Origin of the sequence: Streptomyces sp. YS415 (assembly GCF_023544665.1) — a bacterium.
Classification (GTDB): Bacteria; Actinomycetota; Actinomycetes; order Streptomycetales; family Streptomycetaceae; genus Streptomyces.
The window spans coordinates 116,654-139,557 of record NZ_JAMJFL010000002.1 but is presented as its reverse complement, the minus strand read 5'-3'; the positions used below and the strand labels follow the sequence as shown (position 1 = coordinate 139,557).

Below are 22,904 nucleotides of genomic sequence, written 5' to 3'. Positions count from 1 at the left end.
CCGGAGCATGACGAAGGCCCCGGCTCCCGCCTCGGGAACCGGGGCCCTGCGCCGCAGGGGTGCGGGTCAGCGCACGAACACCCCGGCCGTGCTCGCCAGGTCCAGGAAGTACTGCGGCGCCACACCGAGCACCAGCGTGACCGCCACGCCGACCCCGATCGCGGTCATCGTCAGCGGTGACGGCACCGCGACCGTGGGGCCCTCGGCCCGCGGCTCGCTGAAGAACATCAGCACGATGACCCGGATGTAGAAGAACGCCGCGATCGCCGAGGAGATCACACCGACCACGACCAGCGGGGCCGCCCCGCCCTCCGCCGCCGCCTTGAACACGGCGAACTTCCCGGCGAACCCGGAGGTCAGCGGAATGCCCGCGAAGGCCAGCAGGAACACCGCGAACACGGCCGCCACCAGCGGCGAACGCCGTCCGAGACCGGCCCACTTGGACAGGTGCGTGGCCTCGCCGCCCGCGTCGCGCACCAGCGTGACGACCGCGAAGGCGCCGATCGTCACGAAGGAGTAGGCGCCCAGGTAGAAGAGGACCGAGGAGACACCGTCCGGTGTGGTCGCGATGACACCGGCGAGGATGAAGCCCGCGTGCGCGATCGACGAGTACGCCAGCAGCCGCTTGATGTCGGTCTGCGTGATCGCGACGATGGCGCCGCCCAGCATGGTGATGATCGCGACGGCCCACATGACCGGCCGCCAGTCCCAGCGCAGGCCTGGCAGCACCACGTACAGGACCCGCAGCAGGGCGCCGAACGCCGCCACCTTGGTCGCCGCCGCCATGAAGCCGGTCACCGGGGTCGGCGCGCCCTGGTAGACGTCCGGCGTCCACATGTGGAAGGGCACCGCGCCGACCTTGAACAGCAGGCCCATGATGAGCATCGCCATGCCGATCAGCAGCAGCGCGTCGTTGCCCATGGTCTGCGCGAGGGCCGGGTCGACGGTGGTGAGGGTGCCGTCGACGACCTGCGCGATCGTCGCGTACGACAGCGAGCCCGCGTAGCCGTACAGCAGCGCGATGCCGAACAGCGTGAACGCGGAGGCGAACGCGCCCAGCAGGAAGTACTTCACCGCCGCTTCCTGCGACAGCAGCCGCTTGCGGCGGGCGAGGGCGCACATCAGGTACAGCGGCAGGGAGAAGACCTCCAGCGCGATGAACAGCGTCAGCAGGTCGTTGGCGGCCGGGAAGACCAGCATGCCCGCGACCGCGAAGAGCAGCAGCGGGAACACCTCGGTGGTGGCGAAACCGGCCCTCACCGCGGCCTTCTCGCTGTCGCTGCCCGGCACGGACGCCGCCTGCGCGGCGAAGGAGTCCACCCGGTTGCCGTGCGCGGCCGGGTCGAGCCGCCGTTCGGCGAAGGTGAACAGGCCGACCAGGCCGGCCAGCAGGATCGTGCCCTGGAGGAAGAGCGCCGGGCCGTCGACGGCGATGGCGCCCATCGCCACGATGCCCGCCTTGGTGGTGCCGTACCCGTCGGCCGCGAGCGCGACCACCGCGGCGAAGGCAGCCGTCAGCGCGATGGCGGAGACGATCACCTGGGCGTAGTAGCGGGACTTGCGCGGGACGGCCGCCTCGATCAGCACCCCCACGATCGCCGCGCCGACGACAATCAGCGTGGGCGACAACTGTCCGTATTCGATCTTCGGCGCGTCGATCTTCGAGATCGGGTCGGCCGCGGTTGTCCACAGGCTGTGGACGGCTGATGCGCTCACTTGGCGGCCTCCACCTCGGGCTGGGGGTCCTTCTTCTGTACGTCGGACATGGTCTGCTCGACCGCCGGATTGACGATGTCCGTGACGGGCTTCGGGTAGACGCCCAGGAAGATCAGCAGTACGACCAGCGGGGCGACGACCGCGAGCTCCCGCACCCTGAGGTCCGGCATCGCGGCGACCTCGGGCTTCACCGGGCCCGTCATCGTCCGCTGGTACAGGACGAGGGTGTAGAGCGCGGCGAGCACGATGCCGAAGGTGGCGATGATGCCGACCACCGGATAGCGGGCGTAGGTGCCGACCAGGACCAGGAACTCACTGACGAACGGCGCCAGTCCGGGCAGCGACAGCGTCGCCAGACCGCCGATCAGGAAGGTGCCGGCGAGCACCGGGGCGACCTTCTGCACTCCTCCGTAGTCGGCGATGAGCCGCGAGCCGCGCCGCGAGATCAGGAACCCGGCCACCAGCATCAGCGCGGCCGTGGAGAGGCCGTGGTTGACCATGTAGAGCGTCGCGCCCGACTGGCCCTGGCTGGTCATCGCGAAGATGCCCATGATGATGAAGCCGAAGTGCGAGATCGACGCGTAGGCCACCAGACGCTTGATGTCCCGCTGGCCGACGGCGAGCAGCGCGCCGTAGATGATGCTGATCAGCGCCAGGACCAGGACGGCGGGCGTCGCCCACTTCGAGGCCTCCGGGAACAGCCCGAGGCAGAAGCGGAGCATCGCGAACGTGCCGACCTTGTCGACGACCGCAGTGATCAGCACGGCGACCGGGGCGGTGGCCTCACCCATGGCATTGGGCAGCCAGGTGTGCAGCGGCCACAGGGGCGCCTTCACCGCGAAGGCGAGGAAGAAGCCCAGGAACAGCCAGCGTTCAGTGCTGGTCGCCATCTCCAGCGAGCCGTTGGCCCGGGCCTCGGCGATCTCGGGCAGCGAGAAGTTCCCGGCGACCACGTACAGGCCGATCACCGCGGCCAGCATGATCAGACCGCCGGCCAGGTTGTAGAGGAGGAACTTCACCGCGGCGTACGAGCGCTGGGTGGACGCCACCTCCTCGCCGTGCTGGTGGGCACGGTCCCCGAAGCCTCCGATGAGGAAGTACATCGGGATGAGCATGGCCTCGAAGAAGATGTAGAAGAGGAAGACGTCGGTGGCCTCGAAGGAGATGATCACCATCGCCTCGACGGCCAGGATCAGGGCGAAGAAGCCCTGGGTCGGCCGCCACCGCTTGTTGCCGGTCTCCAGCGGGTCGGCGTCGTGCCAGCCCGCCAGGATGATGAACGGGATCAGCAGGGCGGTCAGCGCGATCAGGGCCACCGCGATGCCGTCCACGCCCAGCTCGTAGCGGACCCCGAACTCGGCGATCCACGAGTGGGATTCGGTGAGCTGGTAGCGGTCACCGTCCGGGTCGAAGCGGACCAGGATCGCGACGGCGAGCGCGAGCGTGGCGAGCGAGACGAGCAGCGCCAGCCACTTCGCCGCGGTGCGCCGCGCGGCCGGTACGGCGGCCGTGACGATGGCCCCGATCGCGGGGAGCGCCGCCGTCGCTGTCAGCAGGGGAAAGGACATCGGTATCAGACCGCCCTCATCAGCAGGGTCGCGGCGACGAGGAGTGCCGCACCGCCGAACATCGAGACCGCGTACGATCGCGCGAAGCCGTTCTGGAGTTTGCGCAGCCGTCCGGAGAGGCCGCCGACCGAGGCCGCCGTGCCGTTGACGACGCCGTCGACCAGGGTGTGGTCGACGTACACCAGGGAGCGCGTGAGGTGTTCGCCGCCGCGGACGAGGACGACATGGTTGAAGTCGTCCTGGAGCAGATCGCGCCGGGCGGCCCGGGTGAGCAGCGACCCGCGCGGGGCGACGACCGGGACCGGGCGGCGGCCGTACTGCAGGTACGCGGCGGTGACACCGATGACCATCACGACCACCGTGGACGTCGTGACCGTGGCCGCGCTGAGGGGCGAGTCGCCGTGGCTGTGGCCGGTGATCGGCTCCAGCCAGTGCACGAAGCGGTCGCCGACGCTGAACAGGCCGCCCGCGAAGACGGACCCGAACGCCAGCACGATCATCGGGATCGTCATGGAGCTGGGCGACTCGTGCGGATGCGGCTCGGCGTGGTCGCCGTGGTGCTCGGCGGCCGGTTCCGCGCCGGGAGCGGCCGGGGAGGCGGTGGGCCGGTTCCGCCAGCGCTCCTCGCCGAAGAACGTCATCAGCATCACGCGCGTCATGTAGTACGCCGTGATCGCCGCACCGAGCAGGGCACAGGCGCCGAGGATCCAGCCCTCGGTGCCGCCCTTGGCGAACGCCGACTCGATGATCTTGTCCTTGGAGAAGAAGCCGGACAGGCCCGGGAAGCCGATGATCGCGAGGTAGCCGAGGCCGAAGGTGATGAAGGTGATCGGCATGTACTTCCTGAGGCCGCCGTACTTCCTCATGTCGACCTCGTCGTTCATGCCGTGCATGACCGAACCGGCGCCGAGGAAGAGCCCGGCCTTGAAGAAGCCGTGGGTCACCAGGTGCATGATCGCGAAGACGTAGCCGATCGGGCCGAGGCCCGCGGCGAGGACCATGTAGCCGATCTGCGACATGGTCGAGCCGGCCAGCGCCTTCTTGATGTCGTCCTTCGCGCAACCGACGATCGCACCGAACAGGAGCGTGACGGCACCGACGATGGTGACGACCAGCTGCGCGTCGGGGGCGGCGTTGAAGATCGCGCCGGAGCGGACGATCAGGTAGACGCCCGCGGTCACCATCGTCGCCGCGTGGATCAGGGCCGAGACCGGGGTCGGGCCCTCCATCGCGTCCCCGAGCCAGGACTGCAGCGGCACCTGGGCGGACTTGCCGCAGGCCGCGAGCAGCAGCATCAGGGCGATGGCGGTGAGCGTGCCCTCGGAGGTCTCGCCGACCAGCCCGGGCTCCTCGTGGGTGCCGAGGAGCGGGCCGAAGGCGAAGGTCCCGAAGGTGGTGAACATGATCATGATCGCGATCGACAGACCCATGTCGCCGACGCGGTTGACCAGGAACGCCTTCTTCGCGGCCGTGGCGGCACTGGGCTTGTGCTGCCAGAAGCCGATCAGCAGGAACGAGGCGAGGCCCACGCCCTCCCAGCCGACGTACAGCAGCAGGTAGTTGTCGGCGAGGACGAGCAGCAGCATCGCCGCGAGGAACAGGTTCAGGTAGCCGAAGAAGCGGCGGCGCCGCTCGTCGTGCTCCATGTACCCGATCGAGTACAGGTGGATCAGCGAGCCGACACCGGTGATCAGCAGCACGAACGTCATCGACAGCTGGTCGAGGCGGAAGGCGACGTCCGCCTGGAAGCCCTCCACCGGGATCCAGCTGAACAGGTGCTGGGTCATCGTCCGGTGGTCGGCGTCCTTGCCGAGCAGGTCGACGAAGAGGATCGCGCCGAACACGAAGGACACGGCCGCGAGGAGCGTGCCGATCCAGTGCCCGACGGCGTCCAGGCGCCGGCCGCCGCACAGCAGGACCGCCGCTCCGAGCAGGGGCGCCGCGATGAGCAGCGCAATCAGGTTCTCCACGATTCAGCGACCCCTTACAGCTTCATCAGGCTGGCGTCGTCGACCGAGGCCGAGTGGCGGGAACGGAACAGCGACACGATGATCGCGAGCCCGACCACGACCTCCGCGGCGGCGACGACCATCGTGAAGAAGGCGAGGATCTGGCCGTCGAGGTTGCCGTGCATCCGGGAGAAGGCGACGAGCGAGAGGTTGCAGGCGTTGAGCATCAGCTCGACGCACATGAACACCACGATCGCGTTGCGCCGGATCAGTACGCCGGTGGCGCCGATCGTGAACAACAGGGCCGCGAGGTAGATGTAGTTGACCGGGTTCACTTCAACGCCTCCCCGCTGTTCGTGCGCTCCAGGCGCTCCTCGGCCCGCTGTTCCAGGGCCTTGAGGTCGTTGAGCGCCTCGGTGGACACATCGCGGATCTGGCCGCGCTCGCGCAGCGTCTTGCTGACGGTGAGCTCCGAGGGGGTGCCGTCGGGCAGCAGACCGGCGATGTCCACGGCGTTGTGCCGGGCGTACACACCGGGCGCCGGCAGCGGCGGCACGTGCTTGTTCTCGCGCACCCGCTGCTCGGCCATTTCGCGCTGCGTTTTGGCCCGCTCGGTGCGCTCGCGGTGGGTGAGCACCATGGCGCCGACGGCGGCCGTGATGAGCAGGGCGCCGGTGATCTCGAAGGCGAAGACGTACTTGGTGAACAGCAGGGCGGCGAGGCCCTCCACATTGCCGCCCGCGTTCGCCTGGGCGAGGCCGTTGAACTCCGTCAGGGAGGCGTTGCCGATCCCGGCGAACAGCAGGATTCCGAAGCCGAGGCCGCACAGAAGGGCCAGCCAGCGCTGGCCCTTGATGGTCTCCTGCAGGGAGTCCGCGGCGGTCACGCCGACCAGCATCACCACGAACAGGAACAGCATCATGATCGCGCCGGTGTAGACGACGATCTGCACGACGCCCAGGAAGTAGGCGCCGTTGGCGAGGTAGAACACCGCCAGGACGATCATGGTGCCGGCCAGGCAGAGCGCGCTGTGCACGGCCTTCTTCATGAAGACGGTGCACAGGGCGCCGATCACCGCGACCGTGCCGAGGATCCAGAACTGGAAGGCCTCGCCGGTGGAGGTGGAGTAGGCGGCGAGCTGCGCGGTCATCGGCCGACCACCTTCCCTGACGCCGGTTCGTCCTCACCGAACGTCGAGGCGGACTCCTGCGGGACCTCGCCCTTGGAGAGCGCGACCTGCTGGGTGGTGCCCGGCGCGGCCTCCGTCACCAGGCCCCGGTAGTAGTCCTGCTCGTCCGTGCCGGGGTAGATGGCGTGCGGCGAGTCGACCATGCCGTCCTCGAGGCCGGCGAGCAGCTGCTCCTTGGTGTAGATGAGGTTGGCGCGGCTGGAGTCGGCCAGCTCGAACTCGTTCGTCATCGTGAGCGCGCGCGTGGGGCACGCCTCGATGCACAGGCCGCACAGGATGCAGCGGGCGTAGTTGATCTGGTAGACGCGGCCGTACCGCTCGCCCGGCGAGTAGCGCTCCTCGTCGGTGTTGTCCGCGCCCTCGACGTAGATCGCGTCGGCGGGGCAGGCCCAGGCGCACAGTTCGCAGCCGACGCACTTCTCCAGGCCGTCCGGATGGCGGTTGAGCTGGTGCCGTCCGTGGAACCGCGGAGCGGTGGTCTTCTGCTGTTCCGGGTACTGCTCGGTCAGCCGCTTCTTGAACATGGCCTTGAAGGTCACACCGAAGCCGGCCACGGGGTTCTGGAAACCGGGCTTGGTCTCCTTGGGCTCCTCAGCCATCGGACGCCTCCTTTCCATCCAGAGATCCGTCACTCTGAGTATCGGGCCCACCACTGACAATCAGCTCCCGCTCCCGGCGCGAACGGCGTCGCGGAACCGGTGGCAGGTCCTGTCCGGGCAGCGGTGGCACGGGGAATCCGCCCGCCATCGCGTCGAATCCGGCGGCCGGGGCGGCCGGCTCCTCCTCCTTGGGCTTGCCGCGGAACATGTCCGCGACGAAGGAGAGCAGCAGGAGCACCAGGACGCCGCCGCCGACGTAGAGGGCGATGTCGGCGAAGTCGTAGTTCTCATTGCGCAGGGTCCGTACCGTCGCGACGAGCATCAGCCAGACCACGGAGACCGGGATCAGGACCTTCCAGCCGAGCTTCATCAGCTGGTCGTAGCGGACGCGGGGCAGGGTGCCGCGCAGCCAGATGAAGAAGAAGAGCAGCAACTGCACCTTGATCACGAACCAGAGCAGCGGCCACCAGCCGTGGTTGGCCCCCTCCCAGAAGGTGGAGACCGGCCAGGGGGCCCGCCACCCGCCGAGGAAGAGCGTCACCGACACCGCCGAGACCGTCACCATGTTCACGTACTCGGCGAGCATGAACATCGCGAACTTGATCGAGGAGTACTCGGTGTTGAAGCCGCCGACCAGGTCGCCCTCGGACTCCGGCATGTCGAAGGGGGCGCGGTTGGTCTCGCCGACCATCGTGACGATGTAGATCAGGAAGGAGACCGGCAGCAGGACGATGTACCAGCGGTCCTGCTGCGCCTCGACGATCGTGGACGTCGACATCGACCCCGAGTAGAGGAACACCGAGGCGAAGGCGGCGCCCATGGCGATCTCGTAGGAGATCATCTGCGCGCAGGAGCGCAGGCCGCCGAGGAGCGGATAGGTGGATCCGGAGCTCCAGCCCGCCAGCACGATGCCGTAGATGCCGACCGAGGCGACCGCGAGGATGTAGAGCATCGCGATCGGCAGGTCGGTGAGCTGCATTGTGGTGCGCTCGCCGAAGATCGAGATCTCGTTCCCGGCCGGGCCGAAGGGGATCACCGCGATCGCCATGAAGGCCGGGATGGCCGCGACGATCGGCGCGAGGACGTAGACCACCTTGTCCGCGCGTTTGACGATGACGTCTTCCTTCAGCATCAGCTTGATGCCGTCGGCGAGCGACTGGAGCATGCCCCAGGGGCCGTGCCGGTTGGGTCCGATGCGCAGCTGCATCCAGGCGACGACCTTGCGCTCCCACACGATGGAGAACAGCACCGTCACCATCAGGAAGGCGAAGCAGAACACCGCCTTGACGACGACCAGCCACCACGGGTCGCGGCCGAACATCGAGAGGTCTTCAGCGGCGAGGTACAAGCTCATGCCTCCACCTCCTTGGGGGCCCCGGTGGCGAGGGTCGCCGGGCCGATGCGGACGAGGGAGCCGGGCCGCGCCCCGGTGTCGGAGGCGACGCCGCCCCCGGTGGAGTTCAGCGGCAGCCAGACCACCCGGTCGGGCATCGCGGTGATCCTCAGCGGGAGCCGGACCGTCCCGGCGGTGCCGGTCACCGCGAGGAGGTCGCCCTCCTTCACGCCCGCTTCGGCGGCCGTGGCGGCCGACACGCGCGCGTGGGCGGCGTGCCGGGTCCCGGCGAGCGCCTCGTCACCGTCCTGGAGGCGTCCCTGGTCGAGCAGCAGCCGGTGTCCGGCCAGCACCGCTTCCCCGGCGGCCGGCCGCGGCAACGTGGCCGCGATCTCCCGGGGCTGGGTGGCGCGGGGCCCGTCCCAGGCGCCCAGCCGGTCCAGTTCCGCGCGTGCGGTGCGCAGGTCCGGCAGGCCCAGGTGGACGTCCATGGCGTCGGCCAGCATCTGCAGGACGCGGGCGTCGGTCGGGGGCAGGCGGCGGATCATCTGGTCGGGCTTGAGCGCGGCCTCGAAGAAGCGCACCCTGCCTTCCCAGTTGAGGAAGGTGCCCGCCTTCTCGGGGACGGCGGCGACCGGCAGGACCACGTCGGCGAGTTCGGTGACCTCGCTCGGCCGCAGCTCCAGCGAGACCAGGAACCCGGCCTCGGCGAGCGCCACGCGTGCGCGTGCCGGGTCGGGCAGGTCGGCGATCTCGACTCCGGCGACCACCAGGGCCTGGAGTTCGCCGGTGGCGGCGGCCTCCACGATCTGGCTGGTGTCGCGCCCGTAGCGGTGCGGGAGTTCGGCCACGCCCCAGGCCGCGGCGACCTCCTCACGCGCGCGGGGGTCGGTGGCCGGACGGCCGCCCGGCAGCAGCGACGGCAGCGCGCCGGCCTCGACGGCGCCGCGCTCACCGGCCCGGCGCGGGATCCACACCAGCTGCGCGCCGGTCGCGGACGCGGCACGCACGGCGGCGGTGAGCCCGCCCTCCACACCGGCCAGCCGCTCCCCTACGACGATCACGGCGCCCTCGGTGCGCAGCGCCTCGGAGGCGGCGGCGCCGTCGCCCTCCAGCCCGGCCCCGCTCGCGAGGGCGTCCAGCCACTCGGTCTCGGTGCCGGGAGCGGCGGGCAGCAGGACGCCGCCGGCCTTCTCCAGGCCGCGGGTGCCGTGTGTGGCGAGCGAGAACACCTTCTGGCCGTGCTTGCGCCAGGCCTTGCGCAGCCGCAGGAAGATCCCGGGCGCCTCCTCCTCCGCCTCGAACCCGGCGAGCAGGACCGCGGGCGCCTTCTCCAGGAGGGTGTAGGTGACGCCCGTCCCGTCGAGGTCACGGCCGCGTCCGGCGACCTGGGCAGCCAGGAAGTCGGCCTCCTCGCCGCTGTGCACCCGCGCCCGGAAGTCGATGTCGTTGGAATCGAGCGCCACGCGCGTGAACTTGCTGTACGCGTAGGCGTCCTCGATGGTGAGGCGGCCGCCGGTCAGGACACCGGCCCGCCCGCGCGAGGCGAGCAGCCCCTGGGCCGCGATCTGGAGGGCCTCCGGCCAGGACGCCGGCACCAGTTCGCCCTCGGGATTGCGCACCAGCGGCGTCTCGAGACGGTCCCGCTGCTGCGCGTACCGGAAGGCGAACCGCCCCTTGTCGCAGATCCACTCCTCGTTGACCTCGGGGTCGTCGGCCGCGAGCTTGCGCATGACCTTGCCGCGCCGGTGGTCCGTGCGCGTGGCACAGCCGCCCGAGCAGTGCTCGCAGACGCTCGGCGAGGACACCAGGTCGAAGGGGCGGGAGCGGAAGCGGTACGCGGCCGAGGTGAGCGCTCCGACCGGGCAGATCTGGATCGTGTTGCCGGAGAAGTACGACTCGAAGGGGTCGCCCTCGCCGGTGCCGACCTGCTGGAGGGCGCCCCGCTCGACCAGCTCGATCATCGGGTCGCCCGCGATCTGGTTGGAGAAGCGGGTGCAGCGGGCGCACAGCACGCACCGCTCGCGGTCGAGCAGCACCTGTGTGGAGATCGGCACGGGCTTCTCGTAGGTCCGCTTGCGTCCCTCGAAGCGGGACTCGGACTGGCCGTGCGACATGGCCTGGTTCTGCAGCGGGCACTCGCCGCCCTTGTCGCAGACCGGGCAGTCCAGCGGGTGGTTGATGAGGAGCAGCTCCATCACACCGTGCTGGGCCTTCTCGGCGACCGGCGAGGTCAGATGCGTCTTCACCACCATGCCGTCGGTGCAGGTGATGGTGCAGGACGCCATCGGCTTGCGCTGGCCCTCGACCTCGACGATGCACTGGCGGCAGGCGCCGGCCGGGTCGAGGAGCGGGTGGTCGCAGAAGCGGGGGATCTCGATGCCGAGCTGTTCGGCGGCCCGGATGACCAGGGTGCCCTTGGGCACGCTGATCTCCACGCCGTCGATGGTCAGCGAGACGAGGTCTTCCGGCGGCACCGCCGCCTCTCCCCCTCCGGAGGGAGCGCTCGTGGTCACAGTCATGCGTTCACCTCCGTACGGTGGTCGGCCCAGACCGTCGACTTGGCCGGGTCGAAGGGGCAGCCGCGGCCCGTGATGTGCTGCTCGTACTCCTCGCGGAAGTACTTGAGCGAAGAGAAGATCGGCGAGGCGGCACCGTCGCCGAGGGCGCAGAAGGACTTGCCGTTGATGTTGTCGGCGATGTCGTTCAGCTTGTCGAGGTCGCTCATCACGCCCTTGCCGGCCTCGATGTCGCGCAGCAGCTGCACGAGCCAGTAGGTGCCCTCGCGGCAGGGCGTGCACTTGCCGCAGGACTCGTGGGCGTAGAACTCGGTCCAGCGGGTGACGGCCCGTACGACGCAGGTCGTCTCGTCGAAGCATTGGAGCGCCTTGGTGCCGAGCATCGACCCGGCGGCGCCCACTCCCTCGTAGTCGAGCGGGACGTCGAGGTGCTCGTCGGTGAACATGGGCGTGGAGGAGCCGCCCGGCGTCCAGAACTTCAGCCGGTGGCCGGGCCGCATGCCGCCGCTCATGTCCAGCAGCTGGCGCAGGGTGATGCCGAGCGGGGCCTCGTACTGGCCGGGGCTCGCGACATGGCCGCTGAGCGAGTACAGCGTGAAGCCCGGGGACTTCTCGCTGCCCATCGACCTGAACCAGTCCTTGCCCTTGTGCAGGATCGCGGGAACCGAGGCGATCGACTCGACGTTGTTCACGACAGTGGGGCAGGCATAGAGGCCCGCCACCGCAGGGAAGGGGGGACGGAGCCGCGGTTGTCCACGGCGGCCTTCGAGCGAGTCGAGCAGTGCGGTCTCCTCACCGCAGATGTACGCCCCGGCGCCGGCGTGCACGGTGAGTTCGAGATCGAGGCCGCTGCCGAGGATGTTCTTGCCGAGGTAGCCGGCCGCATAGGCCTCGCTCACGGCCGAGTGCAACCGCCGCAGCACGGGGACGACTTCACCCCGCAGGTAGATGAAGGCGTGGGACGACCTGATGGCATAACAGGCGATGACGATGCCCTCGATGAGGCTGTGCGGGTTCGCGAAGAGGAGCGGGATGTCCTTGCAGGTCCCGGGCTCCGACTCGTCGGCGTTGACAACAAGATAGTGCGGCTTTCCGTCTCCCTGGGGAATGAACTGCCACTTCATTCCGGTGGGGAAGCCCGCGCCGCCGCGTCCGCGCAGGCCGGAGTCCTTCACATAGGCGATGAGGTCGTCCGGCGACATGGCGAGCGCCTTGCGGAGCCCCTCGTATCCGTCGTGCCGTCGGTAGACGTCCAGCGTCCAGGACCCGTCCTCGTCCCAGAAGGCCGACAGCACGGGTGCGAGCAGCTTCTCGGGGCCGGTGTCTTTCAGCTCGGGTGCCAAGGTCATCACTCCCCCTCCTCGGCGGCAGGCCCGGCCGGGTGGGCCGGGTCGGAGGCCGATGTGTCCTGCGGCGCGTCGTGTGAGCTCAAGTGCTGTGTCGGGGAGGGCTCGTGCACGGCCCTGTCCTGCGGCTCCTGGTGAGGTCCGCCGTCGCGCGGGTGGACCACGCGCGCGGGGGCGGTCTCTCCCTTGGCCAGCTTGAGACCGATCAGTGAAGCGGGTCCCGCGCTTCCGCCGGCCTCGACCGCCCCTTCCCGCTCGTCGGGGAAGCCCGCCAGGATCCGGGCCGTCTCCTTGAAGGTGCACAGCGGCGCCCCGCGGGTGGGGGAAACCGGTGCTCCGGCGCGCAGGTCGTCCACCATGCGCTTGGCGCTCTGCACGGTCTGGTTGTCGAAGAACTCCCAGTTGACCATCACGACCGGGGCGTAGTCGCAGGCCGCGTTGCACTCGATGTGCTCCAGGGTGACCTTGCCGTCGTCGGTGGTCTCGCCGTTGCCGACGCCGAGGTGCTCCTGGAGCGCCTCGAAGATCGCGTCACCGCCCATCACCGCGCACAGCGTGTTGGTGCACACCCCGACCTGGTAGTCACCGCTCGGGCGGCGCCGGTACATGGTGTAGAAGGTGGCCACCGCGGTGACCTCGGCCGTGGTCAGCTGCAGCATGTCCGCGCAGAACCGCATCCCGGTCCGCGTGACATGGCCTTCCTCCGACTGCACCAGGTGCAGCAGCGGAAGGAGCGCGGACCGGGAGTCGGGGTAGCGCGCGATGATCTCGCGCGCGTCCCGCTCCAGCCGGGCTCGAACGTCGTCCGGGTAGCCGGGCGCGGGCAGTTCGGGCATGCCCAGGCTGACGCCCTGCTCCGAAGAACTGGTGGTCACCGGTCGACGCCTCCCATCACGGGGTCGATGGACGCGACGGCGACGATGACGTCGGCGACCTGGCCGCCCTCGCACATCGCTGCCATGGCCTGAAGGTTGGTGAAGGACGGGTCACGGAAGTGGACCCGGTAGGGGCGGGTGCCGCCGTCGGATACGGCATGCACCCCGAGCTCGCCCTTGGGCGACTCGACGGCCGCGTACGCCTGTCCCGGCGGCACGCGGAAGCCCTCGGTGACCAGCTTGAAGTGGTGGATCAGGGCCTCCATGGAGGTGCCCATGATTTTCTTGATGTGGTCGAGGGAGTTGCCGAGGCCGTCCGGCCCGAGGGCGAGCTGGGCGGGCCAGGCGATCTTCTTGTCGGCGACCATGACCGGCCCGGGCTGCAGCCGGTCCAGGCACTGCTCGACGATCCTGAGCGACTGGCGCATCTCCTCCAGGCGGATCAGGAAGCGGCCGTAGGAGTCGCAGGTGTCGGCGGTCGGGACGTCGAAGTCGAAGGTCTCGTAGCCGCAGTAGGGCTGGGCCTTGCGCAGGTCGTGCGGCAGGCCGGTGGAGCGCAGGATGGGGCCGGTGGCGCCGAGGGCCATGCAGCCGGCCAGGTCGAGATAGCCGACGTCCTGCATACGGGCCTTGAAGATGGGGTTCCCGGTGGCGAGCTTGTCGTACTCCGGGAGGTTCTTCTTCATCTTCTTCACGAACTCGCGGATCTGGTCCACCGCGCCGGGCGGCAGGTCCTGGGCGAGTCCGCCGGGGCGGATGTACGCGTGGTTCATCCGCAGGCCCGTGATGAGCTCGTAGATGTCGAGAATCATTTCACGATCACGGAATCCGTAGATCATGATCGTGGTGGCGCCGAGTTCCATGCCGCCGGTGGCGATGCACACCAGATGCGAGGAGAGCCGGTTGAGCTCCATCAGGAGCACCCGGATCAGGGTGGCCCGGTCGGGGATCTGGTCCTCGATGCCGAGGAGCTTCTCGACGGCGAGGCAGTAGCCGGTCTCGTTGAAGAAGGACGTCAGGTAGTCCATGCGCGTCACGAACGTGGTGCCCTGCGTCCACGTGCGGAACTCGAGGTTCTTCTCGATGCCGGTGTGCAGGTAGCCGATGCCGCAGCGGGCCTCGGTGACCGTCTCGCCCTCGATCTCCAGGATCAGCCGGAGCACGCCGTGGGTGGAGGGGTGCTGGGGGCCCATGTTGACGACGATGCGCTCGTCGTCGGCGCGGGCCGCGGACTGCACGACCTCGTCCCAGTCGCCACCGGTGACCGTGTAGACGGTGCCCTCGGTGGTCTCGCGGGGGGAAGCGTGGGAAGTGCTCACGAGTACGACCTCCGCTGGTCCGGAGCCGGGATCTGGGCGCCCTTGTACTCGACGGGGATGCCGCCGAGGGGGTAGTCCTTGCGCTGCGGGTGGCCCTGCCAGTCGTCCGGCATCATGATCCGCGTCAGGGCCGGGTGGCCTTCGAAGACGAGACCGAAGAAGTCGTAGGTCTCGCGCTCGTGCCAGTCGTTGGTCGGGTAGACGGAGACCAGCGAGGGGACGCGGCGGTCGCTGTCGGGGGCGCTGACCTCGAGGCGGATCAGCCGGTTGTGGGTGATCGAGCGCAGGTGGTAGACGGCGTGCAGCTCGCGGCCCTTGTCGTGCGGGTAGTGGACGCCGCTCACGCCGGTGCACAGCTCGAAGCGCAGGGCCGGGTCGTCGCGCAGGGTGCGGGCGACGCGGAGCAGATGCTCGCGCTCGATGTGGAAGGTGAGCTCGTCGCGGTCGACGACCGTCTTCTCGATGGCGTTCTCGGGCAGCAGGCCCTGCTCCTCCAGCGCGCCCTCGAGTTCGTCGGCGACCTCGTCGAACCAGCCCCCGTAGGGGCGGCCCGCCGGTCCCGGGAGCCGGACCGAGCGGACCAGGCCGCCGTAACCGGAGGTGTCGCCGCCGTTGTTGGCGCCGAACATGCCGCGCTGGACGCGGATCTCCTCGCCGCCCTCGCCCCGCTGGCCGGGGAGGTTCTCGGCGCCGAGGTCCTTCTCGGGGTTGACGCCGTTGTTCGTGTCGCTCATCGCAGCAGCCCCTTCATCTCGATGGTGGGGAGCGCCTTGAGCGCGGCTTCCTCGGCCTCGCGGGCCGCTTCCTCGGCGTTCACGCCGAGCTTGGAGGTCTGGATCTTCTGGTGGAGCTTGAGGATCGCGTCCATCAGCATCTCGGGCCGGGGCGGGCAGCCGGGCAGATAGATGTCGACCGGGACGATGTGGTCGACGCCCTGGACGATGGCGTAGTTGTTGAACATGCCGCCCGAGGAGGCGCAGACCCCCATGGAGATCACCCACTTGGGGTTCGGCATCTGGTCGTAGACCTGCCTGAGCACCGGCGCCATCTTCTGGCTGACCCGGCCGGCGACGATCATGAGGTCGGCCTGCCGCGGTGAGCCGCGGAAGACCTCCATGCCGAAGCGCGCCAGGTCGTAGCGGCCGGCGCCGGTGGTCATCATCTCGATGGCACAGCAGGCGAGGCCGAAGGTGGCCGGGAAGACGGACGCCTTGCGCACCCAGCCCGCGGCCTGCTCGACGGTGGTCAGCAGAAAGCCGCTCGGCAGTTTTTCTTCGAGTCCCATGAGTTAAAGGCCCCTCAGTCCCATTCCAGGCCGCCGCGCCGCCATACGTACGCGTACGCGACGAAGACGGTGAGCACGAAGAGCAGCATCTCCACGAGCCCGAAAATCCCCAGGGCGTCGAAGGTGACGGCCCAGGGGTAGAGGAAGACGATCTCGATATCGAAGATGATGAAGAGCATCGCCGTCAGGTAGTACTTGATCGGGAAACGCCCGCCGCCGGCCGGCGTGGGGGTCGGCTCGATTCCGCACTCGTACGCCTCGAGCTTGGCCCGGTTGTACCGCTTCGGACCGATCAGCGTGGCCATGACCACGGAGAAGATCGCAAAGCCTGCCCCGAGGGCTCCCAGTACGAGGATGGGCGCATACGCGTTCACCGCTCCTCGCTCCTCTCAGTCGGCACTGACTGCTGGCGGTTGCGTCGGACTCGCCACTGGTGTCCCACCGGTCCCTCGAACCACGCTCGTCCCGGCGAAGATCGAGAACATGTGAAGCAGGTCACAAGCCCAACTGCCTCGCATCTTATGCCTGCCGCTCTGTGATCTGCGACACGGGGTATTGCAGAAGCTTTGTGATCTCCACCACCTGACGAAGGATCATGAAGTCGGATGAGTGGTGATCTTCGTACGCGAGGCATGCAAGTGATCACCTGAGGTGACATTTCCGCTCGTCGGCGCAGCTCGGAGGGGTCGTCTCAATATCAAGAGACTTCCCTTGCATGCAAATTGGAGATGGACCCGGGGTCCTGGTAGAGGACCGCGTTCACACATCAGGGGGAGGTGCGGGGCGAGGTGTGGACGCGTGCACGCGTTCACGAGCGTCGAGACCCGGTCCGGTGCGCGCGGGACGCCCCCGTCGCTGTAACCGTTGCGTGACCTCCGCCACATCCATGAGAGGCGGATGAGAAGCGGGGTTGGCCACCTGTCCCAACCAGTGGTAGGCGCGGGGCAATTCGGGCGAACCGATGAAAGGCCGTGATCACGGGCGGGTTGGCTCGCGCCCGCAATGTCCGTTACGGCGTCAATAAAGGGCGTCAGGAGAGGTTTTCGGGGGGTCGATTGAACAACTGTGGCGCAGCCCACGTTTCTTGAAGGTATGGAGGAGCCCCTGATACCGGTTGTTCTCATGTCCCACACCGCTCACATACGCAGCCACCGGAAACCCCGCCGCTCCGGGTCGACGACCCTCGCGATGCGCGCCGGAGTTGCCGGTGGCGTCCTCAGCATGGCAGCGGCGGGTGCGTCGGCCTCGGCGAGCGCCGCCGAGCCGGTCACGCAGACCATCGAACTGCCCACCCTGACGGCCGACCTGGCCGCTCAGGTCGCCGAGTCCGCGGACGTCACGCAGCAGGCCGCAGCCGGTTACGAGCTGCAGGCCGAGCGCGACGCGGCCGCCGCGGCGGCCGCGAAGGAGGCCAAGGCCGACCTCGCGGAGGCCAAGAAGAAGGCGGAGGCCAAGAAGAAGGCCGCCGAGGCGGCCCGTGAGGCCGCCGCGGAGCGTGCCGCACGCAGCGCCGAGCGGACCACGCTCGCCGCCACCAGCACCACCGCCACGGCCACCGCCACCGCCTCGGTCCCCGCGAGCGGCAGCGTCGGCACGGTCATCGCCTTCCTCAAGGCGCAGCTCGGCGACGCCTACGTCATGGGCGCCACCGGCCCGAACGCGTGGGACTGCTCCTCCCTGGTGCAGGCCGCCTTCAAGCAGGTCGGCGTGGACCTCCCCCGCGTCTCCCAGGACCAGTCGATGGTCGGCACGGACGTCTCCCTGTCCAGCCTCCAGGTCGGGGACATCCTCTACTGGGGCGGCAAGGGCTCGGCGTACCACGTGGGTGTGTACATCGGCGACGGCCAGTACCTGGACGCGGCCAACCCGTCCAAGGGCGTGGTCATTCAGGACCTTTCCGGCTATCCCGCCTCGGGTGCGGTGCGCGTACTCTGACGCACAGTCCGAAAAGGGGCACAACAGTACGGACGGGGCCGCAGCCGCTCGGGGGCAGCGGCCCCGTCCGGCATTCCTGGCGGGCCAGGGCGACGGTGTGGGACGGCCGGGGCGGAGGATGGACTCCTCCGCCCCGGCCGCGGCGTTCGGGCGTTGTACGGCCGGTCAGGCCTTCGGGGCCACCTTGCTCAGGCCGTTGATGATGCGGTCCATCGCGTCGCCGCCCGTCGGGTCGGTGAGGTTGGCGAGCATCTTGAGGGTGAACTTCATCAGCAGCGGGTGCGTCAGACCGCGCTGGGCGGCGATCTTCATGACCTTCGGGTTGCCGATGAGCTTCACGAAGGCGCGGCCCAGCGTGTAGTAGCCGCCGTAGGTGTCCTTGAGCACCCGCGGGTAGCGCTGGAGGGCCATCTCGCGGCCCGCGGGGGTCTGGCGCGCGTGGGCCTGCACGATGACGTCGGCGGCGATCTGGCCGGACTCCATGGCGTAGGCGATGCCTTCGCCGTTGAAGGGGTTCACCAGGCCGCCGGCGTCGCCGACCAGCAGCAGGCCCTTGGTGTAGTGGGGCTGGCGGTTGAAGGCCATCGGGAGCGCGGCGCCGCGGATCGGGCCGGTCATGTGCTCCGGGGTGTAACCCCACTCCTCCGGCATCGACGCGCACCACGCCTTCAGCACCTCGCGCCAGTCCAGCTCCTTGAAGGAGTCGGAGGTGTTGAGCACGCCCAGGCCGACGTTGGAGGTGCCGTCGCCCATGCCGAAGATCCAGCCGTAGCCGGGCAGCAGCCGGTCCTCGCCCGGGCCGCGCCGGTCCCACAGTTCGAGCCAGGACTCCAGGTAGTCGTCGTCGTGGCGCGGGGACTCGAAGTACGTCCGGACCGCGACGCCCATCGGGCGGTCCTCGCGGCGGTGCAGGCCCATCGCCAGGGACAGGCGCGTGGAGTTGCCGTCGGCGGCGACCACGAGCGGCGCATGGAAGGCGACCTCGCGCTTCTCCTCGCCGAGCTTGGCGTGCACGCCGGTGATCCGGCCGGTGCGGTCGTCGACGATCGGAGCGCCGACGTTGCAGCGCTCGTACAGCCGGGCACCGGCCTTCTGGGCCTGGCGGGCGAGCTGCTCGTCGAAGTCGTCGCGCTTGCGGACCAGGCCGTAGTCGGGGAAGGAGGCGAGTTCGGGCCAGTCGAGCTGGAGCCGGACCCCGCCGCCGATGATCCTCAGGCCCTGGTTGCGCAGCCAGCCGGCCTCCTCGGAGATGTCGATGCCCATCGCCACGAGTTGCTTGACCGCGCGCGGGGTCAGGCCGTCACCGCAGACCTTCTCCCGCGGGAACTCGGTCTTCTCCAGCAGGAGCACGTCGAGTCCGGCCTTGGCCAGGTGGTACGCGGTCGTGGAGCCGGCTGGCCCCGCGCCCACGACGATCACATCAGCGGTGTTGTCGGAGAGGAGGGGCTCGGTCACGGCGGGATCTCCCCAAGTTCGAAATCTGCGTGCCGACCGGCACAGGACATGGGCAGTCTATTCAGCAGCAGCGATCACCCGGCCGAAGGGTTGCCCCCGTGAACCGAGCTCTCCCCGCAGTACGACTGCGCGTCCCCACCGACGAGGACGCGGTCGCCTGGCACCGGCTCTTCGACGACCCGGACGTCATGGAGTTCCACGGCGGCAGGTCCGCCGGTCTGTCGGTCTACGAGGAGCTCACCGCCCGCCAGCGCCGGCACGACGCCGAGCGCGGGTTCTGCCTGTGGTCGGTGCTGGACGACTCCGACCGGGTCATCGGCTTCACCGGCGCCCAGCCCTGGGAGCGGGAGTGGGGGCCCACCGGCGAGATCGAGATCGGCTGGCGGCTGGCGCGGGCGCACTGGGGCAGGGGGTACGTCACCGCGGCGGCGCGGCTGACGCTGGAACGGGTGCGGACGGCGGGTGTGCCGGGCGTGGTGGCGATGGTCGACGCCCGCAACGAGCGCTCGATCGCGGTGACCCGGCGGCTCGGGATGCGGCTGGCGGAGGTGTTCCGTACGCCGACGAGCGATCGACAGGGGCACTGCTACCGCTTGGACCTGACAAGCGGAGCAGCATGACGCAGTTTTGTTACCCACGGTAACTGACTGTCACAGAAAGACACTTAATGCTTCCGGGCGGCACCCGGCGGGGGTTACTCTGCCGGTACCGCTGGGGGTGACGTCTGTGTACATACCGCCCAAGACAACCGAAGTGCGCGTACCGCGCCTCGTCGGTCTGATGGCCGTGGACGCGCGCAGGTCGGCCGAGGCACGCGGCGTGCTGATCGCCTCCCCCGACCGCCCCGACCTCCGACTCGCCGTCGTGGACTACGTCGTACGGCAGTACCCGGCGCCCGGCGTCGAGGTGCCGCGCGGGGCCGTGGTCACCGTCTGGTTCGAGTTCGGGGAGGGCGAGGGCGGCGGAGGTTCCGGGGTGCGCGAGCCGAGAGCGCCGCGTCCGCCGGGCGGGGGGACACAGCGGGAGCTGGACGAGCCGACCGGGCATTCCTACGCCCCGGCACCCGGGTTCGCCTGAGCCGCGGCGGGCCTCGACTCCCTCTCCGCCCCCGCGGCGGGGCTCAGCTCTCCTTGAAGCCCCGGCGGTCCGTCAGCTCTCCTTGAAGCCCCGGTGCAGGGCGACCACCCCGCCGGTCAGGTTCCGCCAGGCCACCTTCGACCAGCCGGCCTTCCGCAGCCGCTCGGCGAGGGCGGGCTGGTCGGGCCAGGCGCGGATGGACTCCGCGAGGTAGACGTACGCGTCGGGGTTGGAGGAGACCGCGCGGGCGACCGGCGGCAGGGCCCGCATCAGGTACTCGGTGTAGACGGTCCGGAAGGGCGCCCAGGTCGGGTGCGAGAACTCGCAGATGACGACCCGGCCGCCGGGCCTGGTCACCCGGTACATCTCGCGCAGGGCGGCGTCGAAGTCCTGGACGTTGCGCAGACCGAAGGAGATCGTGACGGCGTCGAAGGTGTCGTCCTTGAAGGGCAGCCGTGTCGCGTCGCCCGCCGTCAGCGGCAGCCACGGGTGCTTCCTCTTGCCGACCTCGAGCATGCCGAGCGAGAAGTCGCAGGGGACGACATAGGCGCCGGTGCGGGCGAAGGGCAGGGAGGAGGTCGCCGTACCGGCGGCCAGGTCCAGGACCTTCTGCGCGGGACGGGCGTCGACCGCTCTGGCGACCTCCTTGCGCCACACCCGGTCCTGGCCGAGCGAGAGCACGTCGTTCGTCAGGTCGTACCGTTCCGCGACGTCGTCGAACATCGAGGCGACTTCGTGCGGCTGCTTGTTCAGGGAAGCGCGGGTCACGCGCCCATTCTTGCAGCACCCCGTCCCGGCGGAAGCCGCGGCCACCCGTGCCAGGGGGCCGACGCGGGGCGCCGGTCAGCGCCGCCGGTGCACCAGCCGGCCGCCGAGCACCGTGGCCACGCAGGTTCCCGCTCCCTCGGCGAGGAGCGCGGCCTCGTCGGCCACGTCGAAGACGGCGAGGTCGGCCCGGCCGCCGACGGTGAGCGGACCGTGGGCGGTGCCGGGCAGGTCGTACCCCTCGACGAAGGGGTCCAGGTCCGGTCCGTCCCAGGCCGGCGGCGCCGAGCGCCACGGCTCGGGCACCTCGCGCAGGCCCGCCCGCACCACGGACTGCCGTACGGCGTCCGGGAAGGGCCCGCCCACATGGGTGGTCCCGTGGGCCAGCATCCGTTGCAGCCCGCGGCGGACGCTGCCCGCCATCCGGGCGGCGTCCGGGGCGAGTTCACCGAGGGCGACGCCCGTGATCGGCGCGGTGCCGAGCTCGTCGGCCTCCCGGGGGTCGGGGTGGTAGCAGCGGGTCAGCAGCCACCGCCCGTGCCACTGCCGCAGCCCCGGCGTCAGCACTCCCGGCCAGCGGCGGGTGCGCGCGCCGTCGAAGGACGCGGCCAGCTCGGCGTAGGGCCCGATGGCCGCGACGCGTTCGCCGTCGACCGCGACCGCCCCGTCGGGCACCGGTTCGGCGCCGAGCGGCACCACCAGCGGCGCCGCGTGGATCGTGAGCATCTAGTTGGAGGCGAGCAGCTTCAGTTCGGGATGCGCGGTGCCGCCCTCGATCGCCGTCGACGAGATGTGCGACATGACCCGCTCGTCGACGGGGTCGTTCGCCGGATCGTCGTGCACGACGATGTGCTCGTACGTCGTCGTCCGCTGGGCGGGAACACGCCCCGCCTTGCGGATCAGGTCGATGATCTCCAGCCGGTTGGAGCGGTGCTTGGCACCCGCGCTGGAGACGACGTTCTCCTCCAGCATGATCGAGCCGAGGTCGTCCGCGCCGTAGTGCAGGGAGAGTTGGCCGACCTCCTTGCCGGTGGTGAGCCAGGAGCCCTGGATGTGGGCGATGTTGTCCATGAAGAGCCGGGCGACGGCGATCATCCGCAGGTACTCGAAGAGCGTGGCCTGCGTACGGCCCTTCAGGTGGTTGTTCTCGGGCTGGTAGGTGTACGGGATGAACGCGCGGAAGCCGCCCGTGCGGTCCTGTACGTCGCGGATCATCCGCAGGTGCTCGATGCGCTCGGCGTTGGTCTCGCCGGTGCCCATCAGCATGGTGGAGGTGGACTCCACGCCCAGCCCGTGGGCGATCTCCATGATCTCCAGCCAGCGCTCGCCGGACTCCTTCAGCGGCGCGATGGCCTTGCGGGGGCGGGCGGGCAGCAGCTCGGCACCGGCACCGGCGAAGGAGTCGAGGCCGGCGGCGTGGATGCGCCGGATCGCCTCCTCCACGGACACCTGGGAGATGCGGGCCATGTGCTCGACCTCGGAGGCGCCCAGCGAGTGGATGACCAGCTGGGGGAATTCCTTCTTGATGGCGGCGAAGTGGTGCTCGTAGTACTCGACGCCGTAGTCCGGGTGGTGGCCGCCCTGGAACATGATCTGGGTGCCGCCGAGTTCGACGGTCTCCGCGCACCGGCGCAGGATGTCGTCGAGGTCGCGGGTCCAGCCCTTGGCCGTGTCCTTGGGGGCGGCGTAGAAGGCGCAGAACTTGCACGCCGTCACGCAGACGTTCGTGTAGTTGATGTTGCGCTCGATGATGTACGTCGCGATGTGCTCGGTGCCCGCGTACCGGCGGCGGCGCACGGCGTCGGCGGCGGCGCCGAGCGCGTGCAGCGGGGCGTCGCGGTAGAGGTCGAGCGCCTCCTCGGGCGTGATCCGCCCGCCCGCGGCGGCACGGTCGAGGACGGACTGAAGGTCGGCCTTCTCGGTCACCGGCGGCGTCCCTTTCGTCAAGGGTTGTGGACGGACTGATCCAGCGTA

At 69.7% G+C, this 22,904-nt stretch carries 21 protein-coding genes; 3 read left to right on the top strand and 18 right to left on the bottom strand.

Features of this window, described 5'->3' with window-relative positions; translation table 11 throughout:
• Positions 1-66: 66 nt before the first annotated feature.
• The 14 genes from nuoN to M8H82_RS03535 are packed head-to-tail and all read right to left on the bottom strand — an operon-like array spanning position 67 to position 16,072.
• Positions 67-1,716 carry an NADH-quinone oxidoreductase subunit NuoN gene (nuoN, locus tag M8H82_RS03600; protein ID WP_250070885.1) on the bottom strand — a complete coding sequence of 550 codons (1,650 nt, stop codon included), beginning with the start codon at positions 1,714-1,716 and terminating at the stop codon, positions 67-69.
• Positions 1,713-3,284, bottom strand: a complete 1,572-nt coding sequence (locus M8H82_RS03595; protein ID WP_250070884.1) for an NADH-quinone oxidoreductase subunit M — start codon at positions 3,282-3,284, stop codon at positions 1,713-1,715. The genes nuoN and M8H82_RS03595 overlap by 4 nt, the downstream gene beginning before the upstream one ends.
• Positions 3,285-3,289: 5 nt before the next feature.
• Positions 3,290-5,254, bottom strand: coding sequence for an NADH-quinone oxidoreductase subunit L (nuoL, locus tag M8H82_RS03590; protein WP_250070883.1), 1,965 nt, complete (start codon positions 5,252-5,254; stop codon positions 3,290-3,292).
• A gap of 14 nt (positions 5,255-5,268) precedes the next feature.
• Positions 5,269-5,568, bottom strand: a complete 300-nt coding sequence (nuoK, locus tag M8H82_RS03585) for an NADH-quinone oxidoreductase subunit NuoK (RefSeq protein WP_250070882.1) — start codon at positions 5,566-5,568, stop codon at positions 5,269-5,271.
• Positions 5,565-6,383 carry an NADH-quinone oxidoreductase subunit J gene (locus M8H82_RS03580; protein ID WP_250070881.1) on the bottom strand — a complete coding sequence of 273 codons (819 nt, stop codon included), beginning with the start codon at positions 6,381-6,383 and terminating at the stop codon, positions 5,565-5,567. Before M8H82_RS03580 ends, nuoK begins: the two co-directional genes overlap by 4 nt.
• Positions 6,380-7,021, bottom strand: a complete 642-nt coding sequence (gene nuoI / locus M8H82_RS03575) for an NADH-quinone oxidoreductase subunit NuoI (protein ID WP_250070880.1) — start codon at positions 7,019-7,021, stop codon at positions 6,380-6,382. The genes M8H82_RS03580 and nuoI overlap by 4 nt, the downstream gene beginning before the upstream one ends.
• Complete coding sequence (nuoH, locus tag M8H82_RS03570; RefSeq protein ID WP_250070879.1) at positions 7,014-8,375, bottom strand: NADH-quinone oxidoreductase subunit NuoH; 1,362 nt, start codon at positions 8,373-8,375, stop codon at positions 7,014-7,016. The genes nuoI and nuoH overlap by 8 nt, the downstream gene beginning before the upstream one ends.
• Positions 8,372-10,876 (bottom strand): NADH-quinone oxidoreductase subunit G, encoded by a 2,505-nt coding sequence (locus M8H82_RS03565; protein WP_250070878.1) that lies wholly within the window; start codon positions 10,874-10,876, stop codon positions 8,372-8,374. Before M8H82_RS03565 ends, nuoH begins: the two co-directional genes overlap by 4 nt.
• Positions 10,873-12,222 (bottom strand): NADH-quinone oxidoreductase subunit NuoF, encoded by a 1,350-nt coding sequence (nuoF, locus tag M8H82_RS03560; protein WP_284048460.1) that lies wholly within the window; start codon positions 12,220-12,222, stop codon positions 10,873-10,875. The genes M8H82_RS03565 and nuoF overlap by 4 nt, the downstream gene beginning before the upstream one ends.
• Positions 12,222-13,094, bottom strand: coding sequence for an NADH-quinone oxidoreductase subunit NuoE (nuoE, locus tag M8H82_RS03555; RefSeq protein WP_250070876.1), 873 nt, complete (start codon positions 13,092-13,094; stop codon positions 12,222-12,224). Before nuoE ends, nuoF begins: the two co-directional genes overlap by 1 nt.
• A complete protein-coding gene (locus tag M8H82_RS03550) occupies positions 13,091-14,413 on the bottom strand; it encodes an NADH-quinone oxidoreductase subunit D (RefSeq protein WP_250070875.1) in 1,323 nt (440 codons plus the stop codon). The genes nuoE and M8H82_RS03550 overlap by 4 nt, the downstream gene beginning before the upstream one ends.
• Positions 14,410-15,147 carry an NADH-quinone oxidoreductase subunit C gene (locus tag M8H82_RS03545; RefSeq protein ID WP_250070874.1) on the bottom strand — a complete coding sequence of 246 codons (738 nt, stop codon included), beginning with the start codon at positions 15,145-15,147 and terminating at the stop codon, positions 14,410-14,412. Before M8H82_RS03545 ends, M8H82_RS03550 begins: the two co-directional genes overlap by 4 nt.
• Positions 15,144-15,698, bottom strand: a complete 555-nt coding sequence (locus M8H82_RS03540; protein WP_003998928.1) for an NADH-quinone oxidoreductase subunit B family protein — start codon at positions 15,696-15,698, stop codon at positions 15,144-15,146. Before M8H82_RS03540 ends, M8H82_RS03545 begins: the two co-directional genes overlap by 4 nt.
• Positions 15,699-15,712: 14 nt before the next feature.
• A complete protein-coding gene (locus M8H82_RS03535) occupies positions 15,713-16,072 on the bottom strand; it encodes an NADH-quinone oxidoreductase subunit A (RefSeq protein WP_003974383.1) in 360 nt (119 codons plus the stop codon).
• 718 nt (positions 16,073-16,790) lie between these two features.
• Between M8H82_RS03535 and M8H82_RS03530 the strand changes: the two genes are divergently transcribed.
• On the top strand, positions 16,791-17,633 hold the full coding sequence (locus M8H82_RS03530; RefSeq protein ID WP_250070873.1) for a C40 family peptidase: 843 nt from the start codon (positions 16,791-16,793) through the stop codon (positions 17,631-17,633).
• A gap of 165 nt (positions 17,634-17,798) precedes the next feature.
• Here M8H82_RS03530 and M8H82_RS03525 read toward each other — a convergent pair whose 3' ends face one another.
• Positions 17,799-19,088 (bottom strand): geranylgeranyl reductase family protein, encoded by a 1,290-nt coding sequence (locus M8H82_RS03525; RefSeq protein ID WP_250070872.1) that lies wholly within the window; start codon positions 19,086-19,088, stop codon positions 17,799-17,801.
• A 98-nt stretch (positions 19,089-19,186) separates the two neighbouring features.
• Between M8H82_RS03525 and M8H82_RS03520 the strand changes: the two genes are divergently transcribed.
• Entirely contained in the window at positions 19,187-19,708 is a 522-nt protein-coding gene (locus M8H82_RS03520; RefSeq protein WP_250070871.1) for a GNAT family N-acetyltransferase, read from the top strand.
• 133 nt (positions 19,709-19,841) lie between these two features.
• Positions 19,842-20,165 (top strand): PASTA domain-containing protein, encoded by a 324-nt coding sequence (locus M8H82_RS03515; RefSeq protein WP_250070870.1) that lies wholly within the window; start codon positions 19,842-19,844, stop codon positions 20,163-20,165.
• Positions 20,166-20,237: 72 nt separating this feature from the next.
• Here M8H82_RS03515 and M8H82_RS03510 read toward each other — a convergent pair whose 3' ends face one another.
• The 3 genes from M8H82_RS03510 to mqnC all read right to left on the bottom strand — a co-directional run bounded on the left by M8H82_RS03510 (position 20,238) and on the right by mqnC (position 22,856).
• Positions 20,238-20,933 (bottom strand): demethylmenaquinone methyltransferase, encoded by a 696-nt coding sequence (locus tag M8H82_RS03510; RefSeq protein ID WP_250070869.1) that lies wholly within the window; start codon positions 20,931-20,933, stop codon positions 20,238-20,240.
• Between the two features lie 75 nt (positions 20,934-21,008).
• A complete protein-coding gene (locus tag M8H82_RS03505) occupies positions 21,009-21,656 on the bottom strand; it encodes a hypothetical protein (RefSeq protein WP_250070868.1) in 648 nt (215 codons plus the stop codon).
• Positions 21,657-22,856, bottom strand: a complete 1,200-nt coding sequence (mqnC, locus tag M8H82_RS03500) for a cyclic dehypoxanthinyl futalosine synthase (protein ID WP_250070867.1) — start codon at positions 22,854-22,856, stop codon at positions 21,657-21,659.
• Positions 22,857-22,904: the final 48 nt, after the last annotated feature.

Coding starts and splice junctions, on each gene's coding strand:
- M8H82_RS03565 (WP_250070878.1), bottom strand. CDS start 10,876: ATGACTGTGACCACGAGCGCTCCCTCCGGAGGGGGAGAGGCGGCGGTG.
- M8H82_RS03540 (WP_003998928.1), bottom strand. CDS start 15,698: ATGGGACTCGAAGAAAAACTGCCGAGCGGCTTTCTGCTGACCACCGTC.
- M8H82_RS03505 (WP_250070868.1), bottom strand. CDS start 21,656: ATGCTCACGATCCACGCGGCGCCGCTGGTGGTGCCGCTCGGCGCCGAA.
- nuoI (WP_250070880.1), bottom strand. CDS start 7,021: ATGGCTGAGGAGCCCAAGGAGACCAAGCCCGGTTTCCAGAACCCCGTG.
- M8H82_RS03545 (WP_250070874.1), bottom strand. CDS start 15,147: ATGAGCGACACGAACAACGGCGTCAACCCCGAGAAGGACCTCGGCGCC.
- nuoH (WP_250070879.1), bottom strand. CDS start 8,375: ATGAGCTTGTACCTCGCCGCTGAAGACCTCTCGATGTTCGGCCGCGAC.
- M8H82_RS03595 (WP_250070884.1), bottom strand. CDS start 3,284: ATGTCCTTTCCCCTGCTGACAGCGACGGCGGCGCTCCCCGCGATCGGG.
- M8H82_RS03580 (WP_250070881.1), bottom strand. CDS start 6,383: ATGACCGCGCAGCTCGCCGCCTACTCCACCTCCACCGGCGAGGCCTTC.
- nuoF (WP_284048460.1), bottom strand. CDS start 12,222: ATGACCTTGGCACCCGAGCTGAAAGACACCGGCCCCGAGAAGCTGCTC.
- M8H82_RS03530 (WP_250070873.1), top strand. CDS start 16,791: ATGGAGGAGCCCCTGATACCGGTTGTTCTCATGTCCCACACCGCTCAC.